The sequence below is a fragment of the Pseudomonas sp. FYR_5 genome (assembly GCF_043106315.1).
GTDB classification, from domain to species: domain Bacteria; phylum Pseudomonadota; class Gammaproteobacteria; order Pseudomonadales; family Pseudomonadaceae; genus Aquipseudomonas; species Aquipseudomonas putida_Y.
Window position 1 is genome coordinate 15,928 of record NZ_JBICMK010000102.1, and the last position, 13,878, is coordinate 29,805.

General features: G+C 63.2%; 12 protein-coding genes. 4 read left to right on the forward strand and 8 right to left on the reverse strand.

Features of this window, described 5'->3' with window-relative positions; translation table 11 throughout:
- Window positions 1-70: 70 nt before the first annotated feature.
- Window positions 71-1,024: a siderophore-interacting protein gene (locus ACF8RA_RS22400; RefSeq protein ID WP_392488440.1), complete on the forward strand. Its 954-nt coding sequence runs from the start codon at window positions 71-73 to the stop codon at window positions 1,022-1,024.
- Between the two features lie 41 nt (window positions 1,025-1,065).
- On the opposite strand, the gene ACF8RA_RS22405 is transcribed toward ACF8RA_RS22400, so the two are convergent.
- From ACF8RA_RS22405 to ACF8RA_RS22415, 3 genes are all read right to left on the reverse strand, one after another.
- Window positions 1,066-2,457, reverse strand: a complete 1,392-nt coding sequence (locus ACF8RA_RS22405) for an aspartate aminotransferase family protein (protein WP_176685671.1) — start codon at window positions 2,455-2,457, stop codon at window positions 1,066-1,068.
- 197 nt (window positions 2,458-2,654) lie between these two features.
- Window positions 2,655-3,977 carry an ATP-binding protein gene (locus ACF8RA_RS22410; RefSeq protein ID WP_392519583.1) on the reverse strand — a complete coding sequence of 441 codons (1,323 nt, stop codon included), beginning with the start codon at window positions 3,975-3,977 and terminating at the stop codon, window positions 2,655-2,657.
- Window positions 3,974-4,657 carry a response regulator transcription factor gene (locus ACF8RA_RS22415; protein WP_004576176.1) on the reverse strand — a complete coding sequence of 228 codons (684 nt, stop codon included), beginning with the start codon at window positions 4,655-4,657 and terminating at the stop codon, window positions 3,974-3,976. The genes ACF8RA_RS22410 and ACF8RA_RS22415 overlap by 4 nt, the downstream gene beginning before the upstream one ends.
- Window positions 4,658-4,915: 258 nt before the next feature.
- Between ACF8RA_RS22415 and ACF8RA_RS22420 the strand changes: the two genes are divergently transcribed.
- Genes ACF8RA_RS22420 through ACF8RA_RS22430 form a run of 3 tightly spaced genes read left to right on the forward strand, consistent with a single transcriptional unit; the run spans window position 4,916 to window position 7,547 of the window.
- Window positions 4,916-6,262: a DUF6861 domain-containing protein gene (locus tag ACF8RA_RS22420; protein ID WP_392519584.1), complete on the forward strand. Its 1,347-nt coding sequence runs from the start codon at window positions 4,916-4,918 to the stop codon at window positions 6,260-6,262.
- 18 nt (window positions 6,263-6,280) lie between these two features.
- Window positions 6,281-6,898, forward strand: a complete 618-nt coding sequence (locus ACF8RA_RS22425; protein WP_176685674.1) for a GAD-like domain-containing protein — start codon at window positions 6,281-6,283, stop codon at window positions 6,896-6,898.
- A 22-nt stretch (window positions 6,899-6,920) separates the two neighbouring features.
- Complete coding sequence (locus ACF8RA_RS22430) at window positions 6,921-7,547, forward strand: GAD-like domain-containing protein (protein ID WP_176685675.1); 627 nt, start codon at window positions 6,921-6,923, stop codon at window positions 7,545-7,547.
- Window positions 7,548-7,563: 16 nt separating this feature from the next.
- On the opposite strand, the gene ACF8RA_RS22435 is transcribed toward ACF8RA_RS22430, so the two are convergent.
- From ACF8RA_RS22435 to ACF8RA_RS22455, 5 genes are read right to left on the reverse strand one after another with little or no spacing between them, the layout of a single operon-like run.
- The gene (locus tag ACF8RA_RS22435; RefSeq protein WP_392519585.1) at window positions 7,564-8,130 is read right to left on the reverse strand and encodes an NTP transferase domain-containing protein; all 567 of its coding nucleotides are present in this window, start codon (window positions 8,128-8,130) and stop codon (window positions 7,564-7,566) included.
- The gene (locus tag ACF8RA_RS22440; protein ID WP_392519586.1) at window positions 8,127-9,098 is read right to left on the reverse strand and encodes an XdhC family protein; all 972 of its coding nucleotides are present in this window, start codon (window positions 9,096-9,098) and stop codon (window positions 8,127-8,129) included. Before ACF8RA_RS22440 ends, ACF8RA_RS22435 begins: the two co-directional genes overlap by 4 nt.
- A gap of 3 nt (window positions 9,099-9,101) precedes the next feature.
- Entirely contained in the window at window positions 9,102-10,313 is a 1,212-nt protein-coding gene (locus ACF8RA_RS22445) for a cytochrome c (protein ID WP_392519587.1), read from the reverse strand.
- Window positions 10,314-10,315: 2 nt separating this feature from the next.
- Window positions 10,316-10,852: a (2Fe-2S)-binding protein gene (locus ACF8RA_RS22450; protein ID WP_003254265.1), complete on the reverse strand. Its 537-nt coding sequence runs from the start codon at window positions 10,850-10,852 to the stop codon at window positions 10,316-10,318.
- Window positions 10,845-13,676 (reverse strand): xanthine dehydrogenase family protein molybdopterin-binding subunit, encoded by a 2,832-nt coding sequence (locus tag ACF8RA_RS22455; RefSeq protein ID WP_209967264.1) that lies wholly within the window; start codon window positions 13,674-13,676, stop codon window positions 10,845-10,847. Before ACF8RA_RS22455 ends, ACF8RA_RS22450 begins: the two co-directional genes overlap by 8 nt.
- Window positions 13,677-13,878 lie beyond the last annotated feature (202 nt).

The window sequence follows — 13,878 nt, forward strand, 5'->3', positions numbered from 1 at the left end:
GCGCGATTAAATCACCGGGTGGGCGACTCGTCTGAACGTCATACCCATCCTCCAGAAGGCGGCCCTCGCGATGCTCTCCACCCTGGCCAACAACCTGCGCAAGCGGGTCACTCAAGCGCTCCCCGGCAAACGCCCCAGCTATCGAATCTTCAATGTCCAGCTGAAGCGGCGGATCGCGCTCAGCCCTTCGCTCACCCGGCTGGTATTCACCGGACCAGAAGTTGTTGAAATGACCACCCTGGCCCCAGACCAACGGGTCAAGCTGCTGTTTCCCGCCCCCGACGGCTCACCGCCCAGCCTGAACAACGACCTGCACTGGAAGGCCGCGCACAGTGCCCTGCCACCGGCCCAGCGCCCGCCGATGCGCACCTACACCATCCGTGCCTTGCGCCGTGAGGCGCTGGAGATGGATATCGACTTCGTGCTGCATGGTGTCAACGGCCCCGCCTCGGCCTGGGCCACCCACGCGCAGGTGGGTGACCGTTTGCAGATAGTCGCGCCCAACCTGGCCTATGAAGGCGACCCCGGCGGTTATGAATGGAAGCCACCGCAAGGTGTGCGCAATGTGCTGCTGGTAGGTGACGAAACCGCACTGCCGGCGATTGCCGGCATCCTGGAGCAACTGGCTGACACCCAGCCCGAGCTGGCAGTGCAAGCGTTCATCGAGGTGCCGCTGGAGGCGGATTGCCTGAGCCTGCGCCATGGCGATGCCACTGCACTGCACTGGCTGCCGCGCGAACTGCTGAGCTGCGCACATGGCCAAGCCATGCAGCATGCCGTGCGCGAACTGGCCAGCCTGCCACAGGAGCCTGCCGCACCACGGGCGAAGCTGGAAGAAGTGGACATCGACACACGGATCTTGTGGGAACAGGCCAGTAGCACCAGCAGTGCGTTCCATGCCTGGGTCGCGGGGGAATCGGCGACGGTAATGGATATTCGCCGGTATCTGATCAAGGAGCGCGGGCTGCAACGAGAGTGCCTGACCCTGATGGGTTATTGGCGGGCCGGGCGGACCTTTGATTGACTTGAGATAGCCTGGGGGCGCTTTGCACCCCCGGCAATGGTTCAGACTGCCGCGATCAACGCCTCGGCAAACCGCTGCGCCACCTCGTCGATCTGCTCGCCACTGATAATCAACGGCGGCAGGAAACGCACCACCGCCCCATGTCGCCCACCCAACTCCAGGATCAGGCCGCGCTTGAGGCACTCGCGCTGCACCTTAGGCGCCAGGTCGCGGTTAGCCGGCGGGTGGCCCAGCGCATCAGGCTGGCCTTGTGGGTCGACCAGTTCCACCCCGAGCATCAGCCCACGCCCGCGAATGTCACCCAACTGCGGATAGTCCTGCTGCAACTGCAGCAGGTGCTTGCGCAAGCGCAGCCCCATAGCCTCGGCATGTTCGGCCAGGCGATGCTCGACCAGGTAATTGATCACCGCCGAACCCGCCGCCATGGCCATCTGGTTGCCACGGAAAGTGCCAGCATGTGCGCCCGGCTTCCAGGTATCCAGCCAGTCGCGGTACACCACCACCGCCAGCGGCAGACTGCCGCCGATGGCCTTGGACAAGGTGACCACGTCCGGCACGATGCCGGCATGTTCGAAGGCGAACATGCGTCCGGTGCGGGCAAAGCCGCTCTGGATCTCGTCGATGATCAGCGCCACACCGGCCTGCTCGGTGATACGGCGCACACCCCTGAGCCATTCGATATCGGCCGGGATCACACCACCCTCGCCCTGCACCACCTCAAGGATCACCGCCGCCGGCAGTGGCACGCCGCTTTCCGGGTCGAGCAGCAGGTTTTCCAGGTAATGCAGGTTGGCCTTCACCCCGGCTTCGCCGCCCAAGCCGAACGGGCAGCGGTAGTCGTAGGGGTAAGGCATGAACTGCACGCCGTTACCGAGCAAGGCCCCCAGTGGCTGTTTCGGCCCATGGCTGCCCATCAGGCTCAGCGCGCCCTGGCTCATGCCATGGTAGGCGCCCTGGAAGGCCAGCACGGTGCTGCGGCCGGTGGCGCTGCGCACCAGTTTCAGCGCCGCCTCTACCGCATCAGTGCCGGTCGGGCCACAGAACTGCACCTTGGCCTCGCGGCGCAGCGCCTCGGGCAGGATGCCGAACAGGTCCTGGACGAAGCGGTCCTTGACCGGGGTGGTCAGGTCCAAGGTGTGCAGCGGCAACTCGTCAGCCAGCACCCGCTGGATCGCCTCGACCACCACCGGGTGGTTGTGGCCCAGGGCCAGGGTGCCGGCACCGGCCAGGCAGTCGATGAACTGGCGGCCTTCGACATCTTCGACGTGGATGCCACGGGCGCGCCTGAGCGCCAGCGGGATGCGCCGTGGATAGCTGCGGGCGTTGGATTCCTGTTGCTGCTGGCGTTGCAGCAAGGGCGAATCGGTGAATTCGTACAAGGGTTGCGGCACGCTGGCCGGTACAACCCGGGCAAGGCTGGAAGCGGTGGGCATGGGTAAATCCTCGCGAGCAAGCGAATGGGCGGTTATCGCTTTGGAAACGCTTGAGTGAGGGGAGGATTTAGCGGTTGTTACGCCATTTTATTTGGGTCTGTGCCGGCCCTTTCGCGGGTAAACCCGCTCCTACAAGGACCACACCGCCCGCGTAGGAGCGGGTTCACCCGCGAAGAGGCCAGCACAGGCGATAAACATCAATGCCCAGGACGCGCCGGTACCTGCAACAAGACCCGCAAGCCGTCACTACGGCTGTCAAAGCGCAGGCTACCGGCACACCGCTGCACGATCGCCTGCACAATCGCCAGCCCCAATCCGCAACCACCACTCTGCCCATTGCGCCAGAAGCGCTCGGTCAGGTGCTCCAGGTCCGCTTCGGCAATCCCTGGCCCGTGGTCGCGCACCATGAAACCCACCTGGCCGTCCGCCATCTGCACCTCCAGCTCTACGGCTTCATCGCCGCCATGACGCAAGGCGTTGTCCAGCAGGTTGCGCAGCGCTGCCACCGCCAACGGTGCGGGCATGCCCAAGTAGATTTGCGCGGCCTCTTCAGGCAGGCGCAACACGATACGCCGGTTGTCGCCACCACCGGCATCCTGCACCGCCTGACGGGCCACCTGCTCGGCGCTGCACTGCACGCCATCCTCGAACGACAGGCTGCCTTCCACCCGCGCCAGCATCAGCAACTGCTCCAGCGTGCGGTGCATGCGGTCGGCGCCCTGCTCGGCATGCTCCAGCGCCTGCTCGCGCACCGCGCCGTCGGTCATGCGCGCCACCTGCAGATGGGTCTTGATCGCGGTCAGCGGGCTGCGCAGTTCATGCGCGGCATCGTCGGTCAGGCGCCGCTCACGCTCGAGGGTCTGGGCAATGCGCCGGAACAACTGGTTCTGGGTTTCCAGCAACGGCTGCAACTCGCTGGGCATGCCCGCCACCTGCAGCGGCTCGACACTGTCCGCACGCCTGCGGCGCAACGCATCACGCATGCGGTTGAGCGGCTCCAGGCCCTTGCCAAGGCCGATCCACAACAGCCCCAGGCTGCCGAGCAGGGCCATCAGTACCGGCGCCGATGCCGCCAGCAGAATCGACTGGTTCAGCGCCTCGCGCTCCATATGCCGGTCGGCCGTGGTGATGCGCACATCGCCGTGGTTGTAGGTGAAGGTGCGCCAAAGCGCATCGTCGATGGTCTGGTCACGAAACCCACTGCGCTCGTCGTCCATGGCGCCATCGTGCTTGTGGTTGCTGGCAAGGATCTCGCCACGCAACGAGGTGACCTGGCAGGCCATGCCATCCGGTACGCTGAACTGGTCGGCGGAAAAATGCGCCTCCCCGCCCTTGGCGGTCAGCGGCTGCGGCAGTTGGTCGATCAGCCCGGCGACCATACGCGCCGACGCCACCAGCCGCTGGTCGAGGGAGAACATCATTTGCTGGCGCAGGTCTCGCAGCATCCACGCGGCGGCCAGTGCCCAGATGATCACGAAGGCACTGCCGAGGATCAGGCTCAGGCGCACCCGCAGGCTCATGATGCGGCCTCTTGCGGTGCCTGCGCCGGACCCAGCCGGTAGCCCAGGCCACGCACGGTCTCGACAATGCCGTTGCCCAGCTTGCGGCGCAGGTGGTGGATGTGCACGTTGAGGGCGTTGCTCTCGACTTCGTCGCTGAACCCGTACACGCAGTCTTTCAGTTGCTCGCTGGACAGCACGCGCCCGGGGTTCTGCAGCAGCGCCTGAAGCAGGGCCTGCTCGCGGCGGGACAGGTCGACATGCTGGCCGGCCAGGGTCGCCTCGCAGCTACTCGGGTCATAGCGCAGCGGGCCGTGCTCGATCACGTTCACCGCCCGCCCGGCCACCCGCCGCAGCAAGGTATGCAGGCGTGCGGCCAGCTCGCGCAGATCGAAGGGCTTGAGCAGGTAATCATCGGCACCGGCCTGCAGGCCATCGACACGATCGGTGACGGCATCGCGGGCGGTGAGCACCAGTACCGGCAGGGTCTCGCCTTTTTCGCGCAGGCGGCGCAGCAGCTTTAGGCCGTCTTCGTCGGGCAGGCCAAGGTCGAGGATCATCACGTCGAACTGCGCGGCCTGCAGCATCGCCCGCGCAGCGGCGGCGTTACCCACCCGGTCCACGGTCAGGCCCTGGGCGGTGAGGCCGGCGCAGATGCCGGCGGCGATCAGGTCGTCGTCCTCGCAGAGCAGAACGTGCATGGTGGGGCTCCCGGAGTGGTGTGGCTGGTATTGCACCTTGGGCGGATTAAGGGGGGATTATGGACCTTTTGGGGAGGGTTGGGGGTAGATCGAGCGCCGCGCGGGGTCGCCGCCCTGCCCATCGCAGCCTCACCCCAATTCCCGAGCTTCTCGAACACAACAGAAACGAAGTCGCCTTTTCCTACAACTGACCCAGAAACCTCTGATCCGAATCCATGATGGGATTTCCCCCTGCACACGTTGTCAGGGAGACACCTCATGTACCTGGATTACCTCGTGCCCTCGTGGCACGAGATCGAGTCACGTGTCATCGCCATGGTGGGCTACCAAAGCGGTGGCCAGTTCCGCACCAGCCTCAATGAAGAGGTCGCCTCACTGGGCCTCAACCTGCGCCGGATCGAAGCTGTCCGCACAGCCTTCTACCACGCCGAATGGCAGGCGGCGCACATGCTACGCCAGCGCTTCGCCGACCTCGACATCAACAGCATCGTCGACGAACTGCTGAGGGTCGTGAAGCAGATGGCGATGATCGTCGCCGGCAGCACCATTACCGGTGGCCTGCTTGGCGCGGGGGTAGGCGCATTCGCCGGCGGCGCCGGAACCATTCCGTTCGCCGGCGCAGGCGCGGCCATGGGCCTCAAGGTCAGCGGCTGGATCCTCGGTGCGCTGGGGCTGGCTTCCATTGCCGAATTCTTCATCGACGGCTTGCCGCGGATCGGCGAGTACTACGTCGATGGCATCCGCTTCGCCTGGGAAGGCACCTGCGGCAATGAAGGCACCGGCCCGTTCTGCCGGGACGACCCCTATGCGATATCCCGGGCCACGCATCAGATTGCCCAAGGCCATGTGGAAGTCGTGGTGCTGTTGTTGGGGGCAATCGTGTCGTACCTCACCCGCGGGCGCGGCGATGCCCGGGTGCTGGCCCAGGAAATGGCGGCCAGCCGCAAAGGCGCGCGGCTGGGGCAATGGATGCTCCAGCATGAAGAGGGGTTGAAGAAACGGCCGGATCTGCAGGTGCCGGAGCGGCGCAAAGGGGCGATGGATGATCCGCAGCCAGTTCAGCCGAATCGGCAGGCGGGAAAAGACAAGGAGCACCCCACAGGGAAGCCCGGTAGCATGCCGTTGCATACGGTGGCGTGTTTCAAGGCGGATAAATTGCCAGCGTCGAAGCATGGCGAGTTTGAGCGGCAGCTGAAGGGGCAACAGGATGGGTTGAATCGGCTGACGGTTGAGGAGTTTTTGGAGAACGTTGCCAATCCTGTAAAGCGTGACCCTGCGGTCGCACGCGCTGCACGCAGGGATCTACAAGACCGGTTGGAAAAAAGAATCAACAAGGAGCTGCTCGCCGAAATGAGCCCAGCAGAAGCAACTAGACTGTCGACCATAAAGGCGAAAGAGACGATGGCCACCTTGGCCGCGCTACACAATCCCGACTTAAGCGCGGGAGGCAGAGACATGATCTCAGACTTTGGCGACAGGCAAGTCAACTCCAGCATTGGTGCTCAATGGCGAAACAGACTAGCCAGCATCAAAGAGGCCGCGGAAAACACGCCGAAATTCGGCACCCACTCGACTTACATGAATGTAAGACTTCATAAGTGCTAACGACAAGAGGCATCGCAAATGGATGAGGTATTCTCCATATTCCTTGACAATATAGGCGCGCCTTTTTCCCGTCGAGAGGTGCCCCCCTCCAGCATTGATCGCTATAACGGAAAACTTCCAGAGTTGTTACTTGCATACTGGAAAGAGCATGGATGGTGTGGTTTTGGCGAAGGTATATTCTGGCTGGTTAATCCACAGGAGTATGAGGGCGTTGTCTCATCCTGGACCGAGGGCACCCTCCTTGAAAACCGGGACACTTACCACTTGGTTGCCAGAAGCGCTTTCGGCGACCTGTATCTTTGGGGAGAGAACAGTGGCTTTTCAGTAAAAATCACAAGTCTTCTGTCCCGTTACACAGGTGAAAACTGCACACTCACTGAAACGGAAGCAACCAGAGAGGTCCAAAGCTTCTTTCTATCAAGAAAAAAAGAACACAACGACTTTGAAAACCTTTTTGAGCCCGCGAAGAAAAAGCTGGGCATCTTGAAAGAAGATGAGATATATGCATTTGTTCCTGCATTGATGCTGGGAGGGCGCCCCGACCTCAAAAACCTGGAAAAACTTAAAGCAATAGAGCATTTAATTTTGCTGTCTCAAATCACCGAACTCGAACCCTACAGCTTCTCTGACTTCTGAGCACACAAAAGGACCTAAACGAATGGATGTCATCTTCAGCATTTTCCTGGAAACCTTCGGCGAACCCATCAGCCAGCAACCCGTACCAACTGCCGCTGTCGATCATTACCAAGGCAAACTCCCCAATCGCCTCCTTGAATACTGGCAAGACCACGGCTGGTGCGGCTACGGCGGCGGCTTGTTCTGGCTGGTAAATCCTCAGGAATACCAGGGTGTAGTGGCCTCTTGGTTGGCCGGTACGCACTTCGAAGAATGCGACACTTATCACCTCATCGCCCGCAGCGCTTTTGGCGACCTGTACCTATGGGGTGAGAAAACCGGTTCGGTGCTGACCATTGCGGCCTACCATTCCCGTTACCTCGATGGCGCTCACAGCTCAGGCGACGAAGAACGGGACAGCAGGATCCACGGTTTGCTCATGTGGCTGATGACCGAGTGCGTCTACTTCGACGACCTGTTCGAACCTGCCAGGGAACGGCTCGGCACCCTGGGCCCAGACGAGATGTATGGCTTTGTCCCCGCCTTGATGCTGGGAGGCCCAGACAGCCTCGAGCGTCTTGAAAAGCTGAAGGCAGTGGAGCATCTGGTGCTGCTTTCCCAACTGGGCGAACTCGAACCCTATGAACTCACTGGCGAAGAAGATGAATAGCCTTTGACGAACGCATTCAAGGGCGCACCGCATCCGGCCTATCGACATCCTGCAGCACGCCGACATCCTCGACATCCAGCCGGACGCAACGGTCCGCATGGGCCTTCAGCACCGAACGCGCCCCTTCATCACCCTTCAGCCGGGCAAGCGCCGGCCAGAAATCACGCCCGAACAACACCGGATGGCCCTGTCGTCCGGCATGACAAGGCAGGACTATCGTTGACCCACTGGCCTCGCGTGCAAGCAAATCCAGGGTCGCGGACGCCACCCAGGGCATATCCCCCAACAGAATCGCTACTGCCTGGGCCTCGCTGTCAGCCAGCGAAGCGGCCCCGGCCGCCAGGCTATGGCCCATGCCCAATGTGAAATCCGGACTGGAGACCACCCTGCACTGCGCTGGCAACCCCAGGTCTACACCTCGCTCCCCCTCACGCAACACCACCCGCACATCATCGAACACTGCGCAGGCGCTCTCTACGCTGTGCACCAGCAAGCTTCGACCGTCAGCCAGCAGCGAACGGCGCTTGTCAGAGCCAAAACGCACACTGCTGCCTGCCGCCAATACCAACGCAACCACGCTCACAGCGCCGCCCGCTCGATGCCGTTGCGCACACGAAGGATATCGGCCAGTACCGCCAGGGCGATCTCGGCCGGGGTCTTGCTGCCCAGGTTCAGGCCAATCGGCGCATGGATGCGCGCCAGCTCGTCGCAACCCAGGCCACCAATTCGCTGCAAGCGTTCGCGACGCTTGTCGGAGGTGGCCTTGGAGCCCATCACGCCGATGTAGAACGCTTCGGTCCGCACGGCTTCAAGCATGGCCAGGTCATCGATTTTTGGATCATGGGTCAATGCCACCACTGCCGTGTCGGCATGGCAACCGCCATTGGCGATGAATTCCGACGGAAGCTCGCGGCGCACCTCAATGCCATTCAGCACTACGCCGTCGAGTACTTCATCACGCGGCTCGCAAAGGATGACCTCAAACCCCATGCCCCTGCCGAATTCGACGCAAAAATGCGCCACGCTGGAATAACCGGCCAGCAGCAGCCGCTGGGCGGCGCCGACACGCAAGCGCACCCGGGCATTTTCCCGTTCCACCCGTGGACCCTGACTAGGATCATCGAACAGCTGGCGGGTACCCATAGGCAGGCTCACCTCACGCAGTACACGGCGCTGGCCCTGCAGCGCACGTTCCAGCTCACGCAGATGCGCCTGCACCTCGCATTCAACCGGCAGGTTCTCCACCAGTACGTCAAGCACACCGCCACACGGCAGGCGAACGCGCGAACGCGGGTCGCTGCCGTCGCCATAACGCACGATGGCAACTGGCTCCGGGAATTCCCCCAGGGCCACGCGTTCGAGAAAGTCGTCTTCGACACAGCCACCGGACAGCGAGCCCAGCCACTGGCCGCTGGCGTTCACCGCCAGCAGCGAACCCGGTGCACGCGGCGCCGAGCCGTAGGTGGCGAGCACCGTGCACAACCATACCCGCTGGCCGTTGCAGGACCACTGCAAAGCCTGACGGATCACCTGTAGATCGAGATGCTGCACGCTTTACTCCGCCTTCAGCTCGGCGAGCTGCTGTACGCTCAGGTCGCCGGGCAATCCACCCCAGGCCTGGCGCAGGTAGTTGACCATATCCGTCACCTGTTGGTCATCCAGCTTGTCGGCAAAGCCCGGCATCGGCTGCATGCGCTCGAAGCCGGTGAACTGCTGTTCACGGATGCCTTCGAGGACCACCTTGACCAGGTTGCGGGAGTCGGCCTGGCGCAGCACGGTGTTGCCGCACATGGCCACGGCGATGTGCGGCTTGCCCTCGCCGTCGACCCCATGGCAGCCGGCGCAGACGTTCAGGTACTGCTGGTGGCCACGCTTGGCACTGTCGCTCATCTGCTCCAGGGCAACAGTCTCGATAGCCTTGGCCGGCGGCGGCTGGTCGCCCAGCAGGTAGGTAGCCATGGCCGCAAGGTCTGCATCTTCCAGGTGCTGGGTGCTGTGGTGCACCACCGGGAACATCTCGTTGAACATGCTGCCCTGGGCGCTGATGCCGTGCTTGAGGAAGGTGGTCAGGTCCGGCTGGGTCCAGCCGCGCTCGGCCAGGTCCTGGGCCAGCAGGCTTGGCGCCAGGTAGCCACCCAGCAGGCCGCCGCTCAGGCGCTGGTCCTGCTGCAGCGCACCGATCGGGTTGCGCGGGGTATGGCATTCGCCACAATGGCCCATGACCTCGACCATGTACTGGCCGCGCTGCCAGGCCGGGCTTTTACCCTCGGTCGGCTGCAGTTGCACGCTCTTGCCATACAGCATGTTCCAGCCGCTGAGGCCCATGCGCACGTTGAACGGGAAGCGCAGCGCGGTCTGCGGCGCCGGGCGGTTGATCGGCGGTATGGTCATCAGGTAGGCGAGGATCGCGTCCGAATCTTCACGCTTGATCAGGTGGTACGAGGTGTAAGGCATCGCAGGATAAAGGTTGGCGCCGTCCTTGCGCTTGCCCTCGGTGACTGCGGCGAAAAACTCGTCGGCGCTGTAGTTGCCGATGCCGTACTGTTTGTCCGGGGTGATATTGCTGCCATAAATGGTGCCGAACGGCGAATGGATCGGCAGGCCACCCGCATACGGCGCGCCGCCTTCGGCGGTATGGCAGGCCATGCAGTCGGCCGCGCGGGCCAGGTATTCACCGCGCTTGACCTGCGCATCGTCGGCTGCCAGGGCAATCGAACTGACAGCCAGCCCGAGGACCAACGCCGAAGCGCTACGTACGAAGCCCATGTTCAACCCTCCTTGACCAGGCCGAGATCGTTGAGCACCTTGCGGGTGGCATCGTAGTAACGCACGTAGCCTGTGCAGCGGCAGATGTGGTGACCGAGGCTGGCCTCGATGCGGTCCTCTACTTCGCTCTTCTTCAGCGGCTGGCGCTGGGCCGTTTCCACCAGCACGGTAGCGGCGTTGACGAAGCCTGGTGCGCAGTAGCTGCACTGGAAGGCGAACAGGTCGACGAACTTCTGCTGGATCGGGTTGAGCGTCAGGTTGCCGGCCTCGTCTTTCTTGGCATGGCCTTCGATGGTGCGAACCTTCTTGCCTTCGAAGTAATGCGCACCGGTGATGCAGGTGCGCACTTCTTCGCTGGTGCCGTCGGGGTTGTCGACGATCACCACGCAGGCGTGGCAGATGCCCTGGCCGCACCCCAGGCGCGAGCCGGTGAGGTTCTGGTGTTCGTGCAGGTAGTCGATCATCGCCAGGTCCGCGGGGACCTCGACCGGCCCGACCGGTTGACCATTGAGCGTCAGTTGCAGTGGACGGTTAGCCATTGAGGGCCTCCTTGATACGGGCTGGGGTGATGGGGAGATCGCGCACGCGCTTGCCGATGGCATGCGCGACGGCATTGCCGATGGCACCGACGACCGGGATCATCACCACTTCGGCGATGCCCTTGGAGGGGTCGGTCGGTGACAGCGGCGGGAGGATTTCGCTGGTCTGCTGCCACACCGCCACATCGCGCGCATGCGGCAGGCGGTAGCGGTTGAAGTTCCAGTCGCCCTCCCCGGGCCCACCCTCGTACAACGGCATTTCTTCGGTCAGTGCATGGCCAATGCCCATGGCGATCCCGCCTTCGAGCTGGCCCTTGACCAGCTCCGGCACCAGCACCCGGCCACACTCGACCCAGCTGTGGTGGTTGAGCACCTGCGTCTCCAAGGTGCCTTTGTTGACCTTGACCTCGACGATGGTCGCCACCGGGCTGTAGTAGGTGACCATGGCATTGTTCAACTGGGTGTCGGGGTAGGCCGCATTCTGCCGGTCGAGCAGGTGGTAGCCATGGCTGTTCATCTGCGCCTTCTTCGCATTCACCGCCCCATCGCCGTATTTCACCGCCACCGCGTCGAGCGGTAAACGCTCACGCACGCCGTCGATGACGAAGTCGGCCTCGGCCCAGCTCCAGCGGTTGAAACCGTGCACACTGGCGCCGGTGACCAAGCCCATGTCGTGGGCCTTCTGTGCGAGCTGGGCGAACGGAATCGGTTGCAGACCGTTACCAGTCAGCTCTCCGTTGACCCACACAGCATTTTCGCGGCGCACCACCAGTGGGTTGGCCTGGCCGCCATACGGGCCCTGGCTCCAGATCGCCATGGCCGCTGGCCACAGGCCATGGTTGAACAGCACACGCGCCGCTTCGCGGGTGGCATGGCTGAAGTAGAAGGCCGAGTTGGTCGCCGACGATGGCGACGCCAGCTTGCCGACCCAGCGCGGGTTGCGCAGCGCGGCGTCCTGCTCAGGCTGGCTGATCAGGTACGGGTTGCCGCTGGTGCTCAGTTGCAGCTCAGGCCATTCGGTGACTGCCGTCGTTACCTCGTCGGCCGAACGGCCGAGGAAATCGCTGACCACCAAAGCCTGGGAGGTGGACATGCCGGTACCCAGCTCGGTGCCGATGTGGCGCAGGCTGATTCGCCCGTCGCGGCTGAATTCGATGCTGGCCATCGGTGCTTCGGAGCCCGTGCCGAAGTCCTTCTGGCAAATGGCAAAGCCCACCCCGTACCAGTGGTCCTGATCCTGCGCGTCCATCTGCCGCTTGCGTGCGTCGCGGTCGCGCCACCATTCATGCACAGCGGCCTTGTCGAGGATCTCGTAAAGCCGCAGGGCGCCCGCCGGCACCGCTCCCTGGGTGTTTTTCATGCCCGATTTCAGCGCGTTGGCGCGGCGCAGGTCGATGGCATCGACCCCTAGGCGGCCGGCGATCTCATCCACCATCATCTCGGTGGCGGCCATGCTCTGCAGGGTGCCGTAACCGCGCATGGAGCCGGCCTCGACACCACGGGAATAGTAGGCGGTAACCGACAGGTCGTTCTGCGGCATGTAGTAGATCGACTGCGCTGCAGTGGCGCCTACGGCTGCCACCGACGGGCTGTAGTTGATGCGCCCGCCGCCGTCGCAGCTCATGTCGGCGCGGAAGATCTTGAAGCTGTTGTCCTTCTTGTCCACCGCCAACTGGTAGCGGATATCGAAGGCATGGCGCTTGATGCCGCTCTGGAACTGCTCGTAGCGGTCGTTGGCCAGGCGGATCGGCACCCCGGCGCCGTACAGCGCGGCCACCGCGGCATAGAAGACGAAGATATTGTTGTCTTTTGAGCCATAGCCCACGGTATAGCCCGGGTGCATGTTCAGCGTGTTCAGGGCGAAGCGCGACGGCTTGATCATGTGCACGCATTCCTGCGCCACTTCGAACGGGCACTGGGTGGCGACCACGAAGTGCAGCGTGCCCGTGGTAGGGTCGTACCAGCCGTTGCCGTTGTCCGGCTCCAGCGCGGCAGGTTCGATGGACGGCGTCTTGTAGCGCTCGTCGAACACCAGCCAGTCCTCGGGCGGGTTGTCCAGCTGCTCGGCCATGCGCTTGGCGTAGAACAACCCCTGCTCGGTCAGGTCGCCGTGCTGGTTGGGCTGCTTCGACCACACCGGCTTGCGGTTGAGGATGGTGGGGAACAGCATGGAGTTCTTCAGGCTGGAGAACTCATCGTCGTCGAACGGCGTGGTGCCGCCCACCCGCACGAAACGGAAGCTGCCATAAGGGTCGCGCTGGTACAACGGCGCCTGGGCACCGTAACGGATCGCCTGCTGATTGAACTGCAGCTTGCGCTTGGCCTGGCGGAAGCGCTCGAAGTCGTGCCAGATCAGGATCGCCACCGGGTGGCCGATGAACATCGGCACCTTGCCGGGCGGCAGCAGCGGGTCGGGCGAATGGGCCTCGGGCCAAGCGATGCCGTCCTGTTCGAGGTCGGCGGCGGTGACGATGCGGTCCGGCTGCAGGTCGGTGCCGAGCAGGCTGAGGTCATGGCCGGCATAAATCCGGTCGACCTTGGTCGCCTTGAGCAGCAGCGCATGACCTTGCTGCGCGGGCCAGCCGGGCATGTCCTTGGCGCGGATGTCGCGCGCGAACACTTTGTCGCCGCAGACCTTGGACAAGGCATCGTTACGGAAACGCGCCTTGCCGTCGTGGTTCATCCACTTCTGCGGCGAAGTGGTAACGCGCTCCTCCATCAACGCGGCGAATGCCGGGCTGCCTAATGGCGCCATGGTCACACCGACACCAGCGATCAGGCCGCCTTGCAAAAAGGCGCGCCGGGAAATATCACGGTTGGACATGCTTGATCCTCTGGGCAGTTGGGGCCTGCCCTTTCTTTTGATTCTTGGCCTGGCTTGAGAAAACTGACCTTGGCGTCAACTTTACAGGAATTGGGTGGATATAGGCAAAGTCAAGCCGACAATGTGTCGCGGTGTGTATAGGGCAAGAGGCGGAATTCGCGCTTTGGCGGGTAGGTGTTCACCGGGAGATTTTCAGCGCCTG

Coding starts and splice junctions, on each gene's coding strand:
- ACF8RA_RS22400 (WP_392488440.1), top strand. CDS start 71: ATGCTCTCCACCCTGGCCAACAACCTGCGCAAGCGGGTCACTCAAGCG.
- ACF8RA_RS22405 (WP_176685671.1), bottom strand. CDS start 2,457: ATGCCCACCGCTTCCAGCCTTGCCCGGGTTGTACCGGCCAGCGTGCCG.
- ACF8RA_RS22410 (WP_392519583.1), bottom strand. CDS start 3,977: ATGAGCCTGCGGGTGCGCCTGAGCCTGATCCTCGGCAGTGCCTTCGTG.
- ACF8RA_RS22415 (WP_004576176.1), bottom strand. CDS start 4,657: ATGCACGTTCTGCTCTGCGAGGACGACGACCTGATCGCCGCCGGCATC.
- ACF8RA_RS22420 (WP_392519584.1), top strand. CDS start 4,916: ATGTACCTGGATTACCTCGTGCCCTCGTGGCACGAGATCGAGTCACGT.
- ACF8RA_RS22425 (WP_176685674.1), top strand. CDS start 6,281: ATGGATGAGGTATTCTCCATATTCCTTGACAATATAGGCGCGCCTTTT.
- ACF8RA_RS22430 (WP_176685675.1), top strand. CDS start 6,921: ATGGATGTCATCTTCAGCATTTTCCTGGAAACCTTCGGCGAACCCATC.
- ACF8RA_RS22445 (WP_392519587.1), bottom strand. CDS start 10,313: ATGGGCTTCGTACGTAGCGCTTCGGCGTTGGTCCTCGGGCTGGCTGTC.
- ACF8RA_RS22450 (WP_003254265.1), bottom strand. CDS start 10,852: ATGGCTAACCGTCCACTGCAACTGACGCTCAATGGTCAACCGGTCGGG.
- ACF8RA_RS22455 (WP_209967264.1), bottom strand. CDS start 13,676: ATGTCCAACCGTGATATTTCCCGGCGCGCCTTTTTGCAAGGCGGCCTG.